This window comes from uncultured Polaribacter sp. (assembly GCF_947503875.1).
Lineage (GTDB): Bacteria > Bacteroidota > Bacteroidia > Flavobacteriales > Flavobacteriaceae > Polaribacter.
In genome coordinates, this window is record NZ_CANNFH010000002.1 from 301,614 (window position 1) to 323,928 (window position 22,315).

General features: G+C 31.2%; 18 protein-coding genes. 12 read left to right on the top strand and 6 right to left on the bottom strand.

Annotated features, from left to right (window positions below):
• Positions 1 to 75 precede the first annotated feature (75 nt).
• Together Q0684_RS03670 and rpsO are read right to left on the bottom strand one after the other, a co-directional pair.
• A complete protein-coding gene (locus Q0684_RS03670; protein ID WP_299012688.1) occupies positions 76 to 2,319 on the bottom strand; it encodes a polyribonucleotide nucleotidyltransferase in 2,244 nt (747 codons plus the stop codon).
• Positions 2,320 to 2,568: 249 nt separating this feature from the next.
• Positions 2,569 to 2,838, bottom strand: a complete 270-nt coding sequence (gene rpsO / locus Q0684_RS03675) for a 30S ribosomal protein S15 (RefSeq protein ID WP_298767020.1) — start codon at positions 2,836 to 2,838, stop codon at positions 2,569 to 2,571.
• A 425-nt stretch (positions 2,839 to 3,263) separates the two neighbouring features.
• On the opposite strand from rpsO, the gene Q0684_RS03680 reads away from it, so the two are divergent.
• The 4 genes from Q0684_RS03680 to Q0684_RS03695 all read left to right on the top strand — a co-directional run bounded on the left by Q0684_RS03680 (position 3,264) and on the right by Q0684_RS03695 (position 7,403).
• Positions 3,264 to 4,088: a prephenate dehydratase gene (locus Q0684_RS03680; RefSeq protein ID WP_299012689.1), complete on the top strand. Its 825-nt coding sequence runs from the start codon at positions 3,264 to 3,266 to the stop codon at positions 4,086 to 4,088.
• Entirely contained in the window at positions 4,085 to 5,227 is a 1,143-nt protein-coding gene (locus Q0684_RS03685; RefSeq protein WP_299012690.1) for an aminotransferase class I/II-fold pyridoxal phosphate-dependent enzyme, read from the top strand. Before Q0684_RS03680 ends, Q0684_RS03685 begins: the two co-directional genes overlap by 4 nt.
• A gap of 161 nt (positions 5,228 to 5,388) precedes the next feature.
• Positions 5,389 to 6,240, top strand: a complete 852-nt coding sequence (locus tag Q0684_RS03690) for a prephenate dehydrogenase (RefSeq protein WP_299012691.1) — start codon at positions 5,389 to 5,391, stop codon at positions 6,238 to 6,240.
• An 80-nt stretch (positions 6,241 to 6,320) separates the two neighbouring features.
• Positions 6,321 to 7,403: a bifunctional 3-deoxy-7-phosphoheptulonate synthase/chorismate mutase type II gene (locus Q0684_RS03695; RefSeq protein WP_299012692.1), complete on the top strand. Its 1,083-nt coding sequence runs from the start codon at positions 6,321 to 6,323 to the stop codon at positions 7,401 to 7,403.
• Positions 7,404 to 8,224: 821 nt separating this feature from the next.
• Here the strand turns inward: Q0684_RS03695 and Q0684_RS03700 are convergent.
• The gene (locus Q0684_RS03700; protein ID WP_299012693.1) at positions 8,225 to 8,542 is read right to left on the bottom strand and encodes a GIY-YIG nuclease family protein; all 318 of its coding nucleotides are present in this window, start codon (positions 8,540 to 8,542) and stop codon (positions 8,225 to 8,227) included.
• Between the two features lie 569 nt (positions 8,543 to 9,111).
• Here Q0684_RS03700 and rsgA point away from each other — a divergent pair.
• The 7 genes from rsgA (at position 9,112) to Q0684_RS03735 (ending at position 16,885) form a co-directional block, all read left to right on the top strand.
• Positions 9,112 to 10,074 (top strand): ribosome small subunit-dependent GTPase A, encoded by a 963-nt coding sequence (gene rsgA, locus Q0684_RS03705; RefSeq protein ID WP_299012694.1) that lies wholly within the window; start codon positions 9,112 to 9,114, stop codon positions 10,072 to 10,074.
• Between the two features lie 102 nt (positions 10,075 to 10,176).
• A complete protein-coding gene (dtd, locus tag Q0684_RS03710; RefSeq protein ID WP_299012695.1) occupies positions 10,177 to 10,629 on the top strand; it encodes a D-aminoacyl-tRNA deacylase in 453 nt (150 codons plus the stop codon).
• Positions 10,630 to 10,633: 4 nt separating this feature from the next.
• On the top strand, positions 10,634 to 11,278 hold the full coding sequence (locus tag Q0684_RS03715; protein ID WP_299012696.1) for a TatD family hydrolase: 645 nt from the start codon (positions 10,634 to 10,636) through the stop codon (positions 11,276 to 11,278).
• On the top strand, positions 11,275 to 11,994 hold the full coding sequence (locus tag Q0684_RS03720) for a tRNA threonylcarbamoyladenosine dehydratase (protein WP_299012697.1): 720 nt from the start codon (positions 11,275 to 11,277) through the stop codon (positions 11,992 to 11,994). The genes Q0684_RS03715 and Q0684_RS03720 overlap by 4 nt, the downstream gene beginning before the upstream one ends.
• 67 nt (positions 11,995 to 12,061) lie before the next feature.
• Positions 12,062 to 12,700: a YceI family protein gene (locus Q0684_RS03725; RefSeq protein WP_299012698.1), complete on the top strand. Its 639-nt coding sequence runs from the start codon at positions 12,062 to 12,064 to the stop codon at positions 12,698 to 12,700.
• 298 nt (positions 12,701 to 12,998) lie between these two features.
• Positions 12,999 to 14,921 carry a DUF3857 domain-containing protein gene (locus Q0684_RS03730; protein WP_299012699.1) on the top strand — a complete coding sequence of 641 codons (1,923 nt, stop codon included), beginning with the start codon at positions 12,999 to 13,001 and terminating at the stop codon, positions 14,919 to 14,921.
• Entirely contained in the window at positions 14,921 to 16,885 is a 1,965-nt protein-coding gene (locus tag Q0684_RS03735) for a DUF3857 domain-containing protein (RefSeq protein WP_299012700.1), read from the top strand. The genes Q0684_RS03730 and Q0684_RS03735 overlap by 1 nt, the downstream gene beginning before the upstream one ends.
• A 106-nt stretch (positions 16,886 to 16,991) precedes the next feature.
• On the opposite strand, the gene Q0684_RS03740 is transcribed toward Q0684_RS03735, so the two are convergent.
• On the bottom strand, positions 16,992 to 18,017 hold the full coding sequence (locus tag Q0684_RS03740) for a metal-dependent hydrolase (protein WP_299012701.1): 1,026 nt from the start codon (positions 18,015 to 18,017) through the stop codon (positions 16,992 to 16,994).
• 77 nt (positions 18,018 to 18,094) lie between these two features.
• Between Q0684_RS03740 and nhaC the strand changes: the two genes are divergently transcribed.
• A complete protein-coding gene (nhaC, locus tag Q0684_RS03745; RefSeq protein ID WP_299012702.1) occupies positions 18,095 to 19,564 on the top strand; it encodes a Na+/H+ antiporter NhaC in 1,470 nt (489 codons plus the stop codon).
• Between the two features lie 85 nt (positions 19,565 to 19,649).
• On the opposite strand, the gene Q0684_RS03750 is transcribed toward nhaC, so the two are convergent.
• Entirely contained in the window at positions 19,650 to 19,889 is a 240-nt protein-coding gene (locus Q0684_RS03750; RefSeq protein ID WP_299012703.1) for a hypothetical protein, read from the bottom strand.
• Between the two features lie 451 nt (positions 19,890 to 20,340).
• Entirely contained in the window at positions 20,341 to 22,302 is a 1,962-nt protein-coding gene (locus tag Q0684_RS03755; RefSeq protein ID WP_299012704.1) for a putative porin, read from the bottom strand.
• Positions 22,303 to 22,315 lie beyond the last annotated feature (13 nt).

A 22,315-nucleotide genomic window follows, 5' to 3' on the forward strand; every position in this document is an offset into this window, starting at 1 on the left:
AAGTAACAAAAAAGCACAAAAAAAATCGCCAAAATTAATTGGCGATTTTAATAACTTATAAAGAATTAGAAAAATTTAATCTTCTTTCTTTTCTTGTCTTGGTTTTCTCTCATCACGTCTGTTGTCACGTCCACGATTATCTCTACCTCTGTTATTGTCTCTACCACGATTGTTATCTCTTGGTGGTCTTGCAACATAACCTTCTGGTTTTGGTAAAATAGCTTTTCTAGATACTTTCTCTTTACGAGTTCTTGGGTCTAAACCAAAGTATTTTACATCTAAAACATCACCCATTTTAACTACATCAGAAACATTGTCTGTACGTTCCCAGGCCAATTCAGAAACATGTAATAAAACTTCATTTCCTGGAGCTTCTACATATTCTACAACAGCACCAAAATCTAACATTTTAATAACTTTTACTTCGTAAACGCTACCAACTTCTGGTTTGAATAACATAGACTCTATTCTTGCAATTACTGCTTCAATTCCTTCAGGTTTAGTACCTAAAATCTCAATGATTCCTTCTTCTGTTACTGGGTCTTCTGTAATTACAATAGTAGTTTCTGTCTCTTTTTGTAATTCTTGAATATTTTTACCACCTGGACCAATAAAAGCACCAATTAAATCGTTTGGTATTCTTCTATTAATCATTTTAGGAGCATGTGCTTTTACCTCTTCATTAGGGTTAGCAATAGTATCCGTTAATTTTTCTAATATATGTAAACGACCGTCTCTTGCTTGTTTTAGTGCATTCACTAAAATTTCGTAAGACAATCCTTTTACTTTAATATCCATTTGACAAGCAGTAATTCCTTCTGCTGTTCCAGTTACTTTAAAATCCATATCTCCTAAGTGATCTTCATCACCTAAAATATCAGATAAAACTGCGTATCTGTCTCCGTCAGAAATTAACCCCATTGCAATACCGGAAACAGGTCTTGTCATTTGCACACCAGCATCCATCATTGCCATTGTACCTGCACAAACAGTTGCCATAGAAGAAGAACCATTAGATTCTAATACTTCAGAAACTACTCTTACTGTATAAGGACAATCATCTGGCACCATTCCTTTTAACGCTCTTTGCGCTAAATTACCATGCCCAACTTCTCTTCTAGAAGTACCTCTTAAAGGTCTTGCTTCACCTGTACAAAAAGGAGGGAAGTTGTAGTGTAAATAAAAACTCTCTTCTCCTTCATAAGATGGCATGTCTATTTTATTAGCTTCTCTAGAAGTTCCTAAAGTTACGGTTGCTAATGCTTGCGTTTCTCCACGTGTAAAAATAGAAGAACCATGTGTAGAAGGTAAGTAGTCTACTTCACACCAAATTGGTCTAATTTCATCTGTTTTTCTACCATCTAAACGTAAACCTTCTGCTAAAGTTAATTCTCTAACTGCATTTTTTTGAGATTTGTTAAAGTATTTACCTACTAAATCTCCATAGTCTTCTAACTCCTCTTCTGTAAAAGTAGCTTTTAATTCTTCTTTTACTTCTGCAAAAGCAGTTGTACGTTCTACTTTAGAAGTTCCTTTTTTAGCAATTGCATAACATTTGTCGTAAGAAAAATCGTTGATTTTTGCTTCTAAATCTGCATCTTCTCTTTCTCCTTCGTATTCTCTAGTTTCTTTTTTACCAAAAGCCTCTGCTAATTTTACTTGAGCAGCACATTGAATTTTAATAGACTCATGCGCAAACTTAATTGCGTCTGCCATTTCTTCTTCAGAAATTTCATCCATTTCACCTTCAACCATCATTACAGAATCTGCAGAAGCACCAATCATCATATCAATGTCAGATGCTGCTAATTGTGCTCTACTTGGGTTGATTACGAATTCGCCATTTACTCTAGCAACTCTTGCTTCAGAAATTGGGCATTCAAATGGGAAATCAGATAATTGAATAGCTGCAGAAGCTGCTAAACCTGCTAATGCATCTGGCATAACATCTTCATCATGAGACATTAACTGAATCATAACTTGTACTTCACTATGGTAATCTTTTGGAAATAATGGACGTAAAACACGGTCTACTAAACGCATTGTTAATACTTCACCATCACTTGGTCTTGCCTCTCTTTTAAAGAATCCTCCAGGATAACGTCCTGCAGCAGCAAATTTTTCTCTATAATCTACAGTTAATGGTAAAAAGTCTACGGTACCTGCTTTGTAGCTAGAAACTACTGTACACAATAACATTGCTTTACCCATTTGAACAACAACAGAACCGTGCGCTTGTTTCGCTAATTTACCGGTTTCTAATGAGATGGTTCTTCCATCTCCAAGGTCTATAACCTCTCTAAATACTTTTGGAATCATAAATTTGTAATACTAATTTTTTAATCTGTTTGTTGTTGTGTTGTTTTTGTTGTTGTGTGTTTTTCCAATGGAAATACAAGAATTTTGTTAAGATTCTTGCTTTTTTATATAACATCTGTTTGTTAAGCAGAAACTATTATTTTTAAGATTCCTGTTTTACAGGAATAACAATTTTTCTATTTGAAACATTTTTCAAAACTATTGTCAATAAAAAAGAGGCACGTTTATAGTACCTCTTTTTTGTAAGAATTATTTTCTAATTCCTAATTCTTTAATAATTGCACGATATCTTAAAATATCTTTCTTTTTAAGATAATCTAATAAACTTCTACGCTTACCAACCATCATTACTAGAGAACGCTCTGTATTAAAATCTTTACGATTTTGCTTTAAGTGCTCTGTTAAATGGTTAATTCTGTGCGTAAATAACGCAATTTGCCCTTCAGAAGAACCCGTATCGTTTTTTCCTTTACCGTGTTTTTCGAAAATGCTTTCTTTTACTTCTTTACTTAAGTACATGCCAATATTATTTAAATGATTTTTATGTATTTGCATTAAAATTTTTCTAATGCGCCTGCAAATATAGAATTATTTTTCTGATTTCTTACAGATACTTTAAACCTATTTTGGTTTTAAGTTAATTAATATTACATCTTTTGTAATCAATGGTTTAAATTTCTATTACATGTATAAAATTTGCTCTTTTTTATTCGGTTTTGTTACTAAATTCAGAAATATTTTATATTTATTTTAATAAAGTTTGCTAGTAACAATTTAATCTTTAGTTTTGTCACTCAAATAATTGAATTACAAATGTTAAATAATTTTTACACACGTTTCTATTTTTACTTTTACTTTTTTAGTAAGAGATGAGACTTGTATATAATTAATAACTATAAAATATAAAGTCTCGTTAATTCTCGAGGCTTTTTTTTTGAACTAAAATGAAAAAAATAATCGCCATACAAGGAGCAGAAGGCTCTAATCATCATAAAGTTGCCAAAGACTTTTATGGAGAAGAGATACAATTAATAGAATGTATGTCTTTTGATGCTTTGGTAGCTAGTTTGTTAGATAAAAGTGCAAGTTTAGGTGTTATGGCTTTAGAAAATACCATTGCAGGTTCAATAATACCAAATTATGCACTAATAGATGCCAATAATTTGCACATTACTAATGAGGAGTATTTAAATATTCATCATCATTTAATGGCCTTAAAAGGGCAAAATATTGCAGATATTAAAGAAGTGTGGTCGCATCCAATGGCATTATTACAATGTAAAGCGTTTTTTAAAAAACATCCGCATATTAAATTAGTAGAAGATGCAGATACTGCAGAAGTGGCTAAAAGAATAGCAAAAGAAAATTTAAAAGGCATTGCTGCAATCGCGCCAAAAATAGCAGCAGAAATTTTTGGGTTGGCTATTTTAGAAGATGAAATACAGACCATAAAAGATAATTCTACACGTTTTGTAATTGTACAAACAGCAAAACCAGCAGTAAATGAAACTGTAAATAAGGCTTCTTTAAAATTTCAATTAGATCATAAAAGAGGCAGTTTAGCAGCTATTTTAAATGTGTTGAGTGATTGTAAAATGAATTTAACTAAAATACAATCGTTACCTGTAATAGAAACCCCTTGGAAATATTCGTTTTTTGTTGATGTTACTTTTGAAGATTATAAAGAATACCAAAAAGCGATTGCAATTATAGAAATAATGGCAGCACAATTCAAAATTTTAGGAACCTATAAAAACGGAAGAAAGTGATTAAACCTGCAAAAAGATTAGATACCGTAAAAGAATATTACTTCTCTAAAAAATTAAGAGAAGTTAGGGGTTTAGTGGCAGCTGGTAAACCAATTATAAATATGGGTATTGGTTCGCCAGATTTACAACCTCCTGCAAATGTTATTACTGCAATATCTAGCAGTTTAGCAGATGCTACTGCACACAAATACCAATCGTATCAAGGTTTGCCAGAGTTAAGAGCTGCAATTGCAACTTTTTACAAAAATAAATTTTCTGTAGATGCAAATCCAGAGAATGAGGTGTTGCCATTAATGGGAAGTAAAGAAGGTATTATGCACATTTCTATGGCTTTTTTAAATGAAGGCGATAAAGCATTAATTCCTAACCCAGGTTACCCAACTTATACTTCTGTAACCAAATTAGTAGGTGCAGAACCGTTGTTTTATAATTTAAGTGAAGCTACCAATTGGCAACCAAATTTTGATGAATTAGAAAAGCAAGATTTAACAGATGTAAAAATTATGTGGGTAAATTATCCGCACATGCCAACAGGTACAAACGCAACTTTAGCAACCTTAGAAAAGTTAGTTGCTTTTGGTAAAAAGCACAATATTTTAATAATTAATGACAATCCGTACAGTTTTATTTTAAACGATAATCCTATAAGTATTTTACAAGTTGAAGGCGCCAAAGACATTGCTTTAGAATTAAATTCTTTAAGTAAAACTTTTAATATGGCTGGTTGGCGAGTTGGAATGCTTTTAGGGAATGCAACATTTATAAACGAAGTTTTAAAAGTAAAATCTAATATGGATTCTGGTATGTTTTATGGCATACAAAAAGGAGCTATAGAAGCCTTACAATTATCAGATAATTGGTTTTTAGAACAAAATAAGGTGTATAAAAAAAGAAGAGCATTAATTTGGCAGTTGGCAGATAAATTAGGCGCAGTTTACAATACAAATGCAACTGGTTTATTTGTTTGGGCAAAAATTCCTGAAGGAAAAAAAGCAGAAGAAGTTACCGATAAAGTATTATATGAAAACGATATTTTTATAACACCAGGAACTATTTTTGGTTCACAAGGCGAAGGTTATATTCGATTTTCATTATGTGTAACAGAAGAGGTAATTAAAGAAGCGATTAGTAGGTTGTAAAATAAGTTTGCAGTTTTTCAGTCGCAGTTGCCAGTAATTTTGCTGCATATATAAAATTTTAGAATTTAAATGTCATTTCTACTTTAGGAGAAATCTCATAATAAGAACAGAAAACAAAAAAAAAGCCAAAAGCCAAAAGCAAAAAGCCAAAAGCATTGATTATGAAAAACATATTTTGCATAGGAATCGGATTAATAGGAGGTAGTTTTGCTATCGATATTAAAAATCACAATTTAGAAGCTATAATTCACGGAATTAGCAGAAAAGACGAAACCTTACACAAAGCATTAGAATTAAACTTAATCGATAAGAAAGCAACCTTAGACGATTTAGAAAATGCAGACTTGGTAATTATATCAATTCCTGTAGATGCCACTGTAAAATTATTACCAACCGTTTTAGATAAAATTTCAGACAATACATTGGTAATAGATGCAGGCTCAACAAAAGAAGCAATTTGTAAAGTAGTTGAACATCATAAAAGAAGACGCAATTTTTTAGCATGCCACCCAATTGCTGGTACAGAAAAATCTGGACCAACAGCTGCAATTTCTGGCTTGTATAAAGGGAAAACCAATATTATCTGCGAAGTAGAAAAAACAACTTTTAAGTTACAAGAACAAGCTTTGGCACTTTTTAATGCCATTGGAATGCGTATTCGTTATATGGATGCAAAATCGCATGACAAACATATTGCGTATGTTTCGCACCTTTCCCACATAAGTTCATTTATGTTAGGAAAAACAGTGCTAGAAAAAGAGAAAAATGAACGCGATATTTTTGATATGGCAGGTTCTGGTTTTGAATCTACCGTGCGTTTGGCAAAAAGTAGTCCTGCAATGTGGACACCAATTTTTAAACAAAACAAAGAAAACGTAATAGAAACGTTAGAAGAATACATTAATAATTTACAACAATTTAAGGAGTTAATGCAAAAAGATAATTTCTCCGAAATTTTTAACGAAATGGAGAATACAAATTATATAAAGCAAATTTTAAACGGCATAAAATAAAAGCCAAAAATCGTTGTTTGTTTTGTCATTTCCTCCTTGTGGAGAAATTTCAAACCAAATAACACAAATTAATTATTAGAATGAAAAATACAAAAGAATTAAGAACATGGTTGGATGATATGAAACTAGATCATCCACTAGTAATAGCAGGGCCTTGTAGTGCAGAAACCGAAGAACAGGTTTTAAAAATTGCACACGAATTAAAAGATTCTGATGTAAATTACTATAGAGCAGGTATTTGGAAACCAAGAACAAGACCAGGAAATTTTGAAGGTGTTGGTGCCTTAGGTTTAGGTTGGTTAAAAAAGGTAAAAGAAGAAACTGGTATGAGAACCTGTACAGAAGTTGCCAATGCAGCACACTGTAAATTAGCGCTAGAAAATGATGTAGATTTATTGTGGATTGGTGCACGTTCTACAGTATCGCCATTTATAATGCAAGAAATTGCAGACGCATTACAAGGTACAGACAAAATTGTATTGGTAAAAAACCCAGTAAATCCAGATTTGGCTTTATGGTTAGGTGGTATAGAAAGATTATACACAGCAGGAATCAAAAATTTAGGAGCAATTCACAGAGGATTCTCTACTTACGAGAAATCAAAGTACAGAAACAATCCAGAATGGCAATTGGCAATAGAATTCCAGAACAAATTCCCAGATTTACCATTAATTAATGATCCATCACATATTACAGGAAAGCGTGATATGATTTTTGATGTTTCACAAACCGCTTTAGACTTAAACTTCGATGGTTTAATGATAGAAACACATTTCGATCCAGAAAACGCTTGGTCAGACGCTGCACAACAAGTAACGCCAGACACCTTAAAGCAAATCATGGTAGATTTAAAAATTAAAAAAGAAACAGAAACTTCTGCAGATTATAGAGAATCTTTAGAAAACTTAAGAGCTCAAATTAATGTGGTAGACGATCAATTAATCGATCTTTTAGGAAAACGTATGCAAGTTGCCGATAAAATTGGTGCCTTAAAAAAAGAAAAAAACGTTGCCGTTTTACAATCTAAACGTTGGAACGAGATTTTAGGAAACATGGTTTTAGAAGGAAACGGAAAAGGATTAAGTGAAGAGTTTATACTTAAAATGTTTAAAGCCATTCACCAAGAATCTATAAACCACCAAGAAAAAATTATTAACGGATAATACTGAACTTGTTTCAGCATCTTTTAATAAAAATTACAAATCCTACAAGGTTAAACTTTGTAGGATTTTTTTTTGCATAATATTTTTATTTGGGCGTTACCACAAGGGTCGGGCTTTCGCTACTCACTTCCCGCGAAAAGCGCGGGAGAGTTCAAACAAACCGCTCAATCCCTAACGCGTATTGCTTCATTCGAGCATAAGTTCATAAAAAAAACGCAAAATTTGTCACTTCGAACGTAGAGAGAAGTCCCATAACCCAGCTAACGCAAGAGTAAGCACACAACAGTAAGCACACAACGCTAGTCACTTCGAACGCAGAGAGAAGTCCCATAACCCAGCTAACGCAAGAGTAAGCCCACAATAGTAAGCACACAAACGTGAGCAGTATTATGAGATTTCTCCTACCGTCGAAAAGACAAAATTGCGGGTAAAAAACGCTTGTTCCACAACGTTTGTCACTTCGAACGCAGAGAGAAGTCCCATAAACCAGCTAACGCAAGAGTAAGCAACACAACGTTTGTCACTTCGAACGTAGAGAGAAGTCCCATAAACAAACTAACGCAAGAGTAACCACCACAACAGTAAGCAAAGCAAAACGTGAGCAACGCAATGAGATTTCTCACTATCGTTCGAAATGACAGGATTCGTGCGCAAACGAGTAAGCACTATAAACTTATGCCCACAACATTTGTCACTTCGAACGCAGAGAGAAGTCCCATAATATAACTAACATAAGAGTAAGCAACCACAACAGTAAACAACACCATCAGATTCCTCTTATCATCAAAAAGACAAAATTACGGGTAAAATTAAAGTACCACTCACTCAAACTCGCTATTCAAAAAAGCAAAAGAAGGGTTGTTTGTACGAATAAGGGCTAATTTTTTTTCGCGTCTCCATTTTTTGAGCTCTTTTTCTCTAGCGATAGCTATTTGTATCCAAGTATATTTTTCGTAAAAAACTAAAAATTCTAGGTTATAATTAGCTGCAAATGTTTTTTTCTTGTTATTAATATTTGTTTTATGTTCAGCAAGACGTCTCTTAAGGTTATTAGTTACACCAATATAAAATGTAGAACGATATGCATTAGTGATAATGTACACATAATAACTGTGAAAGCCTTTTTGTGAATTTAGCATTTTTTATTTAAAAGTACTAAAATAAAATCAAACCACATTTTTCTCCACAAACTTGCCACTTCGAACGTAGAAAGAAGTCGCATAAACGAGCTAACGCAACAGTAAGCATCACAAACTTGAGCAAAGCTAAACGTGAGCAGTGTTATGAGATTTCTCACTATCGTTCGAAATGACAGGATTCGCCCGCGAAGCAGTAAATACCACAAACTTGTGCCCACAACGTTTGTCACTTCGAACGCAGAGAGAAGTCGCATAAACAAGCTAACCCAAGAGTAAGCAACCCAACAGTAAGCAAAGCTAAACGTGAGCAGTATTATGAGATTTCTCACTATCGTTCGAAATGACAGGATTCGCGCGCAAAAGAGTAAACATCACAAACTTGTCTCCCCACAAACTTGTCACTTCGAACGTAGAGAGAAGACCCATAAAAAACTAACGCAACAGTAACCAACACAAAGTAACTCCCACAAAACTTACAATTTAATAAAAATGAAATAGCGCTACCAAAAAACAAACCTTAATAACACTAAAATCCTGTTTTTTACAGAAAATTCTGCATCTTTGTAATAATGACAGGAATCGTATACAAATCTACAGGAAGTTGGTACTTTGTGAAATCTACAGATGGTAATTTTCATAAATGTAGAATTAAAGGAAAGTTTAGAATAAAAGGGATTAAAAGTACCAATCCTATTGCTGTTGGCGATAAAGTAGTGTTCGATTTAGAAAAAAAAGGAGACGAAGAAACAGGCGTAATCAAAACCATTTTAGATAGAGAAAATTTTATTGTTAGAAAATCTGTAAACCTATCAAAACAAACCCACATTATTGCTGCCAATGTAGATTTGGTTTTTTTATTAATCACTATTAATAATCCGCCAACATTTACCACATTTATAGACCGTTTTTTAGTTTCTACAAGAGCTTATAGAATAGACACTGTTTTAGTTTTTAATAAAATAGATTCTTATGCGATAGAAGAACGTGCAGAAATTTTATATTTAAAAGATATTTATGAAGCAATAGGCTATACTTGCTTAGAAGTTTCTGGCACAGAAAATAAAAATATAGACCAAGTAAAAGAATTAATGCTAGGCAAAACTGCCATGTTTGTAGGGCATTCTGGCGTAGGTAAATCTACTTTAGTAAATGCTATAGAACCTAGTTTAGATTTAAAAACTAAAGAAATTTCAGATCAACACAACCAAGGGAAACATACCACTACTTTTGCAGAAATGTATGATTTAAGTTTTAATGCAAGAATTATAGATACACCAGGTATTAAAGGTTTTGGTGTGGTAGATATAGATAAATATGAACTAGGCGATTATTTTCCAGAATTTTTCGCTCTAAAACAAAACTGTAAATTCAACAATTGTTTGCATTTAAAAGAACCAAAATGTGCAGTTAAAGCAGCTTTAGAAGAAGAGAACGTATCTTGGTCTCGTTACAAAAGTTATTTACAAATTTTAGAAGGCGAACAAGAATCTGAGCATTTTAGAACAGATATTTGGAATGAGGATTCTCAGTAGTTTATTAAGGTAGAAAACCAGATTTGTTAAGTTTACTAAAAACTATAAATACCAAATACTACAAGATTTTTCTTCCCTTTTGGAAGAATAAAAGATGGGATTATGAAAGCAGTAATTCAAAGAGTGTCTAAAGCAAGTGTAACAATTAGCAGTAAAAAAGTTGCAGCTATAAAAACAGGTTTTTTAATCTTGTTAGGCATTGTTGCAGAAGATAGCCAAGAAGATATAGATTATTTAGTTAGAAAAATTACAAACTTGCGCATTTTTAATGATGAAAGTGGGGTAATGAATTATTCACTTTTAGAAGTAAATGGAGATGTAATTGTGGTAAGTCAGTTTACATTACACGCCTTAACAAAAAAAGGAAATAGACCAAGTTACATAAAAGCAGCAAAACCAGAACTTGCGATTCCTTTGTATGAGAATTTTGTTTTATCATTAGAAAAAGAACTGAATAAAAAAATACAAACAGGGCAGTTTGGTGCAGATATGCAAGTAGCGTTAGTAAATAATGGCCCTGTAACCATTATTATAGATTCTAAAAACAAGGCATAGTTCTATGGATTTTTTTGATGTACATACACATAAAAAATCGGCAACAGAAAACGTGTTTTCTATAGAAAATAAGTATCCCAATTCTTCAGATTTTACAAAACCTTTTTCAATAGGTATACATCCGTGGTTTATTAATGAGCTTATAATTGAGGAAGATTTAAAATTTCTAGAACAAAAATTATCATATAAAAATTGCTTGGCTATTGGTGAGTGTGGTTTAGATAAATTAACGAAAACCGATTTTAATTTACAAAAACGCACATTTAGAAAACAGATTCAGCTATCAGAAAAATATCAAAAACCGTTAATAATTCATTGTGTAAAAAGTTTTCAAGAAATTATAGCGTTTAAAAAAGAATTAAAACCCAAACAAGTTTGGATTGTACACGGTTTTAATAAAAATCTTCAACTTGCCCAAAGTTTACTTAAAAACAATATTATCTTGTCTTTTGGCAAGGCAATCATCAACAATAAAAAATTAGAAGAAGTTTTTAAAGCAATGCCAATAACGTCTATTTTATTTGAAACAGATAATTGTCAGATTGACATTCAAGAAATTTATGGGCAAGCTTCAGCTATAAAAAAGATAACATTGATAAAATTACAAGAGCATATTAAACAAAACTTTAATACAATATTTAGCAAATGAGTTGGTTAGAACGTACTGAATTATTAGTGCAAAAAGAAGGTTTAGAAAAGTTGCAAAACGCAAATATTTTAATTGTTGGTTTAGGTGGTGTTGGTTCTTATGCCGCAGAATTTATAGCCAGAGCAGGTGTTGGTAAAATAACAATTGTAGATGGTGATGTTTTTGATGAAACCAATAAAAATAGACAATTGCCTGCATTAGATTCTACTATTGGTAAATTAAAAACCGAAGTTTTGGCAGCAAGACTTAAAGAAATAAATAAGGATCTTGAGTTAACGGTTTTAACCGAATTTTTGTCTCCAGAAAGAGCTTATGAAATTGTTGCAAAAGAGTTTGATTATGTACTAGACTGTATAGATTCTATTACACCAAAGGTGAATTTAATTGTGGCAGCCAGAAGAAAAAAAGTTAAAATTATTTCTTCTATGGGCGCAGGAGGTAAGTTAGATGCAACAAAAATTAGGGTAAAAGATATTGCTAAAACTAAAAATTGCACCATGGCCAGAGTTTTAAGAAAGCGCTTAAAAGAAAGAAAAGTAGACAAAGGCGTAAAAGCAGTGTATTCTGAAGAAGTACAAATTCCTGCTAGTGTAAAAGTAACAGATGGTACAAATTTTAAGAAATCCTATTATGGTACAATTAGTTATATGCCTGCTGCATTTGGTTTGCAAGCTGCTGCACATGTTGTTAATTTTATCATAAAAACCAATAATTAGTTTCCAAGGAAAATAAATTACAATATATTTGCCATGGAAAATAAATTATCAACTAATTAAAACAAAAATGAAAAAATTAATAGTAGTATTAGTATTAGTAGGATCTGTATTTGCAGCTTGTAAACAAAAAAAGGAGAGTGTAACCACTAAAGCTGCAGAAAAAGTAGCAGTTAATGTTTCTGAATTAAATAATGTAGATACCACTGCATCTGTTTTAACCTGGAAAGGAACAAAACCAACAGGGGCGCATAATGGAAACGTTATGATTAAAGATGGAGATTTGTTAGTTGAGAACGGCAAAGTAGTTGGTGGAGAATTTGTTATTGATATGACATCTATAAAAGTTTTAGATATACCAGCAGATAACGAAGGAAACGGAAAATTATTAGGGCATTTAACAAGCGCAGATTTTTTTGATGTAGCTAAATACCCAACTTCTAAATTTGTAATAACTAATGTAGAAGATAAAGGAGATAAAATACACGTTACAGGTAACTTAACCGTTAAAGATGTAACCAAAAGCATTACAATACCTGCAACTGTTAATTCTGATAATGGAGTTACTATATTTAAAAGTGAAGCTTTTATGGTAAACAGAGCAGAGTTTAATGTAAAGTACGGTTCTAAATCTTTCTTTGATAATCTTAAAGATAAGTTTATAGATGATAATATGGAATTATCTTTTACCGTAAAAACTAAAGCCTAATTAAAACTACTAAAAATAAGCAATTATGAAAAATTTAAAAGCCCAAAGACCTTGTGGATGTGGATTAACATCTGATAAAGACGGATATTGTGATGGTTCTCACGCCAACAAATAAATATCTACTAAGATATTAGACTAAAAGCTCGAAATTTAAATTTCGAGCTTTTTTATTTTAAATACTTTTCACCAAAGATTGATTACTTAAAAAAAATAAGAATATGAGCAGTACATGTTATGTTTTTATTGGAAACGTAAATTAATTTTATTTGCTTTTTTGTATAATTGCACAAATAAAATTATGAGAAAGTTAATTTATTCCTTACTTATTACTTCTGTTTTCTTTGTTTTTCAAATGCAAAGTCAAGCTATTGATTATTCAGTTTTTACTATTCCTAAGGATTTAAAAGAGAATGCAAACGCAGTTGTTAGAGATAATTCTATAGAAATTATTATAGAAGATCTAGACAAAATGATTGTGCGCAAAAGAAAGGTAGTTACCGTTTTAAATAAAATAGGTAATGTAGACGCTAAAATTGGAGAGAGTTATGATAATGATACTAAAATTACAGAACTAACTGCATACATTTACAATGGTTTTGGTAAAGAAATTAAAAAATATAAAGAACGAGATTTTTCAGATGTTAGTGCAGTAGATGGAGGTACCTTGTACTCAGATGCAAGGGTAAAATATGTAGATTACACTCCTATTTCTTATCCGTATACATTAGTTTTTGAGTCTGAATATAAAACGTCTACAACGGGTTTTATTCCTTGGTGGTATCCCGTAAATGGATATCATATTTCCGTACAAAAAAGTAGTTATACCATACAAAACCCTAATGCAATTCCTTGGCATTTTAAGCGTACAAATTTTAAAAACTTCAATATTAAGAGTGCAGAATCAGAAACGGCAATTCAATATATATTAGAAAATCAAAAAGCGTTTGTTTACGAAAGAAATACAATCGCATATAGAGATTTATTACCAAAAGCATTAATTGCATTAGACAACTTTAAATTAAAAGGCGTTGAAGGTGCTTACACCAATTGGAAAGATTTTGGAAAATGGATGCATGAGAAACTACTTTTGGGTAGAGATGAGTTGGATGAAGCGACAGTTGCAGCCGTACAAGCTTTGGTTAAAGACGTGCAAGATCCTATAGAAAAAGCGAAAATTGTATATAAGTTTATGCAAGAAAAAACCAGATACATTAGCGTACAAGTGGGCATTGGTGGTTGGGAGCCTATTGCTGCAAATACAGTTGATGCTGTAGGTTATGGAGATTGTAAAGGCTTAACAAATTATACAAAAGCACTTTTAGAAGCGGTAGGAGTTACTGCTTATTATACGGTAGTTTATGCAGATGAAAAAAGAGATATAGATAAAGAATTTTCATCTATACAAGGAAATCATGTAATATTGAATTTACCTAATAAAGACGGAAATGATATTTGGTTAGAGTGTACCAGCCAAACCACGCCATTTGGCTTTTTAGGCAGTTTTACACATGATAGAAATGTGTTGGTTGTAACACCAGAAGGTGGCATTATTAAAAAAACAACTTCTTATAAAGACGAAACAAATTTACAAACCTTAAAAGGTGAAATTCAACTTTTAGATAATGGTGATTTGCAAGCCAATTTAAAAAGAAGTTCTAAAGGTTTGCAATATGATGATAAGTTTTATTTAGAGACCATAAGCAAAGAAGAGCTCATAAAAAATTACAAATCTAATGTTTGGGATTACAATAATAACCTAGAGATTGAGTCTGTTGTCTTAAAAAATGATAAGGAAAACGTTGTTTTTGAAGAAGATTTAGAGGTTTCCATAAAAAATTACGCCACAATAAACGAAAATGAATTCTTGTTTAGAGTAAATGTTTTTAATAGAGATAATTATATACCAAAAAGATATAGAAATAGAAAGTTGCCTTTACAAATTTCTACTGGTTACAAAGATGCAGATTTTTATAAGATTAAATTGCCTAAAGGATATAACTTAATTGCATTGCCTGATGCAAAAGAACTAAAAACAAAATTTGGTTATTATCAAGTAAAGTTCACAAAATTAGATGAAACCACTTTTAAATATGAAAAAGCTGTTGTAATTAAAGAAGGTGTATATCCTAAAGAAGATTATAAGGCTTATAGAAGTTTTAGAAGAAGTATTGCCAAACACGAAAATTTAAGAATTGCCATAACCAAAAATCTAACCAAATAATGAAAAATTTTATAACACTCGTTTTATTGTTAAGTGCTTTTAATTTAGTTGCACAAAATTATAAGTTTGGTAAAGTATCTAAAGAAGAGTTGCAAGAAAAATTTAACCCTGCAGACTCTACTGCAAGTGCTACCTATCTATTTAAAAAAAGAAATACGGAATACAAATTAAACTCAGATGGCTGGCAAATAATGACTACATGTCACGAGCGCATAAAAATTTATAATAAAGAGGCATTTAATTATGCTACAAAAATAATTTCTGTATACGATCCTGAGGCTAGCGTGTCAAGTTCAGATCAAGTTAATGGTATTAAAGGGTATACGTTTAACCTAGAAAATGGTAAGGTGGTTAAAGAAAAATTATCAAGTAAAAATATTTTTAAAGTAAGAAAAAATAAATACAGATTAGATCGTAAAGTAACAATGCCTTCAATTAAAGTAGGTTCTATAATCGAGTTAAAATATACAATAGTTTCGCCAAGAACATCAAGTGTAGACGATGTAAAGTTTCAATATGCAATTCCTGTTAAAAAATTTGATGCGCGTGTAGAAATACCAGAGTTTTTTATTTACAAAAAGAAAAATACAGGGTACTTTATGGTGCCTATGAAAATTGATGGAAGAACGCGTGTTTTAAGCGAAAATGAAACGTACAATACAGAGATTTTAAATTTTGAAGGAGAAAACATACCTGCATTAAAAGATGATGAACCTTATGTAGGAAGTATTAGAGCTTATAGAGGAGGAATGTCTTTTGAGCTGACTCAAGTAAATTTTTTAAGATTTGGAGGAGACATAAAAAACTTTTCGAATTCTTGGTCTGCTGTAGGTAGACAAATTAATGAATTTTCTAGTTTTGGTGGAGAGTTAAAAAGGCAAAATTATTATAAAGAAGATTTAAATAAATTACTGGTAAATGCAAAAACAGATTCAGAGAAATTATATCTTATTTTTAATTTTGTAAAAAGTAAAGTAAAATGGAATGGTTTTTACGGTTTTTCTGCGGAAAAAGGAGTTAGAAAGGCGTATAAAGAACAATCTGGTAATGTTGGAGATATTAATTTAATGCTTACTTCTATGCTAAATTATGCAGGTTTAAATGCTAGTCCTGTTTTAGTAAGTTCCAAAGGAAATGGTGTGCCTTTATTCCCTACAATAGATGGTTTTGATTATGTAATTACTGCAGTAGATTTTCCAAATAATTCTTATGTTTTATTAGATGCTACAGAAATGTATAGCACACCAACTACGTTGCCAAGGAGAGTTCTAAATTGGAATGGTAGAAAAATAGCCAAAAACGGGGCTTCTTCTTGGGTTAGCTTAAAATCTAGAAAACCGGCTATTGAAGAGAATATTGTGATGGTTAAAATAAAGGATGATTTAATGGTAGAAGGCATGTATAGAACTAAATTTATGAATTTAACTGCATTAACGTTTAGAAAAAATACAAATCATCTTAAAGAAGAAGGTATAATTAAAGCTTTAGAGGAAAATAATAATATAGAAATAGACAATTTTAATATTATAAACAAAAACAAATTGTCTAAACCTATAACTAGAAACGTAAAGTTTTTAAGTGAAGATTTAGTGGAAGATATTAATGGAAAGTTATATATAGAGCCATTATTGTTTTTATCGCATCACGAAAATCCATTTAAATTAGAAGAAAGAAAATTTCCTGTAGATTTTACAACACCATGGAAAGATAAACATATGGTAACTATTGAAATTCCAGAAGGATATAAAGTAGCGTCTATACCAGAAAGTATGGCTATTGGTTTACCAGACGATTTGGGTGTTTTTAAGTTTGTAATAAAACAAGAAGGAAATAAAATTAAAACTACTTGCATGGTAGAAATGAACCAACCACAGGTAAATGTACAATATTATGCAGCACTAAAAGATTTTTATGGGCAACGAATTCAAAAAGAATCAGAGAAAATAGTTTTGGTTAAAATTTAAAACCAGATTTTAAAATGCCGTTTGTAAAGGAATTTCAAACGGTTGTTTTAATTTTATAGAGAACCCTGCACGCTTCTATTAAGTAAATTTTGACTTTGTTAAGCTATTAATTAATTCCTTTGATACGCGCTAAAAACAGCTTAAAATCTTCTTTTTTAGGTGCCTTTCCCATAAACGGTAAAATATCCCATTCGTTATTTTTATGAAATACCGTAAAATTAAATACAGAAGTTTTTACATCATCTGGGTTTAAAGGAGGATATCTTAAATCTACATACTTATAAGTACCTGTTTTATCTCTCTTATAAATATTAAAATAGCCATTACTAAACCAAGATAACGTTTGTAAATTAGGGGCAGTCATTCCTATTAAATTATGATTTTTGTGTATTGTAATAATATTATTTGCAGTTTCACTTTTATCTAATAAAGAGTAAAATGTAAAGTGGTATTCATTTTCTGTTTCTGCAACTGCATACCATAAAATATTATTTAAAATTGTAGGTTGTGCTGTAAAACGATTGTAGTTGATATTTGCTTTTTCATAAGATTTTTTAAAAACGGTATTTATGAAGATTTTGTTTCCAATTGTAAAAATCAAATAACAAGAACTAATATAAATTCCTGCTTTTGTCCATTGCATTCTTTTGGTACTTGTTCTTTTTATAAATAGCACAGCAATCATACAAATTAAAAACGGAAGTGTGTATAAAGGGTCTGCAACAGATATGGTATTAAAAGCAATTCTATAATTTGTTATTGGTGCAAAAAGCTGTGTACCATAAGGTGTAAAAGAATCTAAAATAGGATGTGTAAAAATAGCCCAAAAGAAAAGTAAAATCCAGTTTTTTAAAGTTGTAGTTTCTTTTCTAACACCTGTATTGTATAGTTGGTAACTTAGCCACCCAAACAAAAAAGCACCTAAAATGGAAAAAAAGATAGAGTGCATAAAACCTCTATGAAAAGCCATGGCTTGTATTTCGTTATTGTAAAGTAGTTTACCAATAAAAACATCCAAATCTGGTATTGTGCCACCAATTGCACCAAACAGCAATGCTTTATTACCAATTTTTTTACCAAGTACAATTTCGCCACAGGCGGCACCTAAAATAATTTGGGTTAAGGAATCCATAAAGTAAAGGTAAGTTAACAGATTCAATTTGCATAACATCTGGTAAAATCGTAACATTACAACACAAAAAATGTACAATGCCAGACTCGAAAAACCTTTCTGATATCAGCATAGAAAATCAGAAAATTAAAAGCAATAAAGAATTAAACCTTTTAGAATCTTTGGTTCCCGTAATAATTTTAATGGGGCTGTTAGCGTATAATATTTTCTTTGTAGAAGACCAAGAATGGTTTGGAGCTTACACAAATCAATATATTTTATTAATAGGAGGTTTGGTGGCAACAATTGTTGGTTTTTTTAATAAAGTTGCTATAAACACTATGATTGCCGAGGTTTGGGAAAACTGGAAAAGTGTTTTTGTACCCATTATGATTTTGTTTTTAGTAGGTGCACTTGCAGGTACTTGGTTGGTTTCTGGTATTATACCAGCAATGGTGTATTATGGTTTACAAGTTTTGAGTCCAGAAATATTTTTACCAGCGTCTGTTATAATTGCAGCAATAATTTCTATTGCTACAGGTAGTTCTTGGACAACTTCTGCCACTGTAGGTATTGCATTAGTGGGTATTGGTAGTGCTTTGGGCATACCAACAGGTATGATTGCAGGAGCTGTAATTTCAGGTGCATATTTTGGCGATAAAATGTCGCCACTTTCAGATACCACAAATTTAGCACCAGCAATGGCTGGTACAGATTTATTTACGCATATAAAATATATGGCATTTACAACTGTACCAACTGTTATAATCACATTAATTGTTTTTGCTATTTTAAGCAGTACAATAGATACAACAGGTAGTGCAGATATAAGTAATTTACTAAAATCTATTAAAAATACATTTCAAATAACACCTTGGTTATTTGTTGTGCCTGGTGTTGTAATTGCTATGATTTTAATGAAAACAAAACCACTAATAGCTTTAGTAACAGGAGTTGTTTTAGCAGGTATATTTGCATTTATTTTTCAGGAAAATGTGCTAGCAACTCTTTCAGATTCTAATACACAAGCAGTAATTAATGCTGTTTTATCTGATACTACTGTAGAAACAGATAATGAAAAATTATCTGAATTATTTTCTTCTGGAGGAATGAATGGAATGATATGGACTATTTTGTTAATAGTTTGTGCTATGGTTTTTGGCGGAATTATGGATGCAATTGGCGCATTAGCAAAAATTACAAAAAGTTTATTGGCAGTAGCCAGTTCTGTTTTTGGTTTATTTGCAAGTACAGTATTAAGTTGTTTAGGATTAAATGCAATTGCATCCGACCAATATTTGGCTATTGTAATACCAGGTAAAATGTTTAAAAAGGCTTATGAAGATAAAGGTTTAGCGCCAGAAAATTTGAGTAGAACTTTAGAAGATTCTGGTACAGTAACCTCTGTTTTAATTCCTTGGAATACTTGTGGGGCATACCAATCTAGTGTATTAGGTGTTTCTGTAGCAGATTATTTTGTGTATGCTATTTTTAATTATTTAAGTCCGTTTACTACCTTATTATTTGCTGCATTAAATTTTAAAATTAGGCAACTCGTAAAAAAATAAAACGATAGTTTTAATTACTTTTTTAAGTTAACATAATTCTTTATCACTATTTATTTTAATGCGAATTGTAAAAAGTATGCTTACGTTACTTTTTCTCTTTTTTAAGGTTCAGTAGTAAGGCAAGCAGTAATAAAACCCAAGGTATACCATGCAAAAAAACATCAAACCAATCTTTGGCTTGCATTGCATTTTCTCCTGTAAAAGCATTGCCACCAGCAATCCATTTTATTTTACCCCAAATATGTGGCGGATTAAAAGGAGCTAACCCCAAGGTTAAACTTGCCATTAAAAAAAGAAGCCAATTTTTTCTAAGTAGATTTTTCATTGTTTTTTAGTTGTATTGATTTATAAATAGAAAAGATAAGTAGTTGTCTAAAAAGTATTTTGTGTCTGTTATTTCGACCTTGTAGAGAAATTTAACCTATTACATTCACAAATAAATAGATTTTTCAACTCCATTTTAGGCTAGCTCATTAGCGTAAGTTTGATTTAGAAATACTGTTTTTTAGTAAATGCAATTTATAATATTTAAAACGAATGTCATTTCGACCTTGTGGAGAAATCTCAAATTAAATGCGAGATTTCTCAACTACACTTCGTTTCGTTCGAAATGACAAATAACTAATTTTCAGTCACATAAAATGTAAAAATTCATTACCCAAACAAAAATCAGAAACATTAAAATTACTATCAAATGCATCATCCAAAAATTGTAATCAAACAAGCTAAAAATCCTACCCTCTAGTAAGGATTTAGTATGGGATAAGGATTAGGTATTAAATAAACCAGTTCCAAACCAAACCAAAACGAACAGTAAAATCTCTAAACGGATAATTTGGTGCAGAAAAATAATTCTTTTCAGTAAAATCAGAAGTTACATTATCTACCTTTAAATACAAACGCGTTCTTCGCACTTGTGCATTAAAAAACACATCAAAAGTGGGAAAACCAATTTCTTCTTCATTTTGCAACGTAAATTCTGCAATTAAAGGGTTAAAGGCATTTGCATTATAGGTTGTAAAATACTTAAAAGTAACGCCCATATTTACTAACATTGGTTTGCCTTTAAACCAATAATCTGTGTAATAAAAAGTGTTTCTCGTAACAAAATCGGGCACTCTAAACACACTACTACCACTGCTTACATTTTGGTACATAACAGTATTGTCTAATGCAAATTTACCCAGCCTAAATTCTCTATTGGCTTTTACTTTTAAATACACAATCTGGTTTTCAAACTGATCAGGCTGGCTGTCTGCATTAAAATAAGTGTAATTATCTATATTGGTAAAATTTAAAGAAGCATTTATCCATTTAGATTTTAAATCGAAACCTAAATCTGTAGTATTTACATTGCTAAACGATTCGTTTTGCCAGTTAAAAGCATCATATTCACTTTGGTGTAAAATGGTATTAAAGTTTGGCGATTTAGAATTTAACAACAAAGTTCCCTTTAAACTGTAAACACTATCCTTTTCTAAAATAGCTTCTCCTTTAATATAATTACCAGCAAGTCTACCATTCCCAGGAGTTATGCTAGCATCTGCATTAAGTTTAAAGTTTTTAATTCTTGCATTCCAATCTGCACCAAAAGAAATGGCGTTTCCTTCAATTTTAATTTTATTTATGGCGCTGTTACTATTTAAAATAGTATCATAACCATAAGTATAACTGGTAATATTTGTTTTGGCTTTAAATTTACCTAAAACGTATTTAGAGTTAAACTCTATATTTAATTCGTTGTTGGTAATTTTACTTTCTGCAATGCTATTTTTTGGATTAGAAGAGCTTGCCTCTCCAAAAATAGCGGGTGTTAAACTACTTTGTGTAAACTCAAAGTTTTTAGTTTCATCAGTAAAAATATGCCCAATTTTAAGATTGCTAAAATCGGTGTTATTTATGGTGTCTTTACTGGCTAAAAGCTTATAGCTATGCTCAATATAAGTTCTGTTAGAATCAAACTGACTTTCTGCATTGTTTAAGTTTACGTCTAAACGTGCTCTATTTGTAAAATCAGCATCATCAGCAATAAAATTTGCTAAAGATTCTTCTGTTAAACCACCACTTTCTTGATGAAAAAAATCTTGAGAAGTCAAATGCCCTCTTATTTGATACTGTCCGTTTTTTGTGCTGTACCTAAACGTACCTCTAAAATTACCATTACTAACCAAAGCTTGCCTGTAAGCGCCTAAAGAACGTAAGCCTTTGTAAGAAAGCGATACATTAAATCTTTTAGAAAAATTAGTAGTAAATAGTGCATCTAAAACTTGCCCTTGTTGCAAACCAGTTCTGTATAATATTTCTGTAGTAGTTGTTGGTACTTCGTAATATTTTATGTCCTCAATATCTACATAACTAGGTTGTTTTGCAGTAAAACCAATGTCTGGCAGCCTAGCAGTATTATTAAAGCCATAGGCTAAATTGTTAAGCTGTTGCCCTTGGTTGTGAAACTCTAAAAACTCAAATAAATCTTTACGTAAATAATTAAATTTATATTCTTTTTGTATGCTTAAAGTGGTGTCTATATAAGTAGTATCTCTTTTATGAGAAAACACCTTATAATCTGTATATTTTGTTTTGCCAGATAAAGTAACATTTACATTACCAGCATTTTTGCCAATTATATTTACATTATTATTTATATTTTCATCGTCTCTATTCTCTACATTTCTTTGCGAAAAAATAGCAAACGAAACAATAAATTGAAAAAATAGAAAGAAAATTACTTTTTTATTCATGGTGTAAAAATAG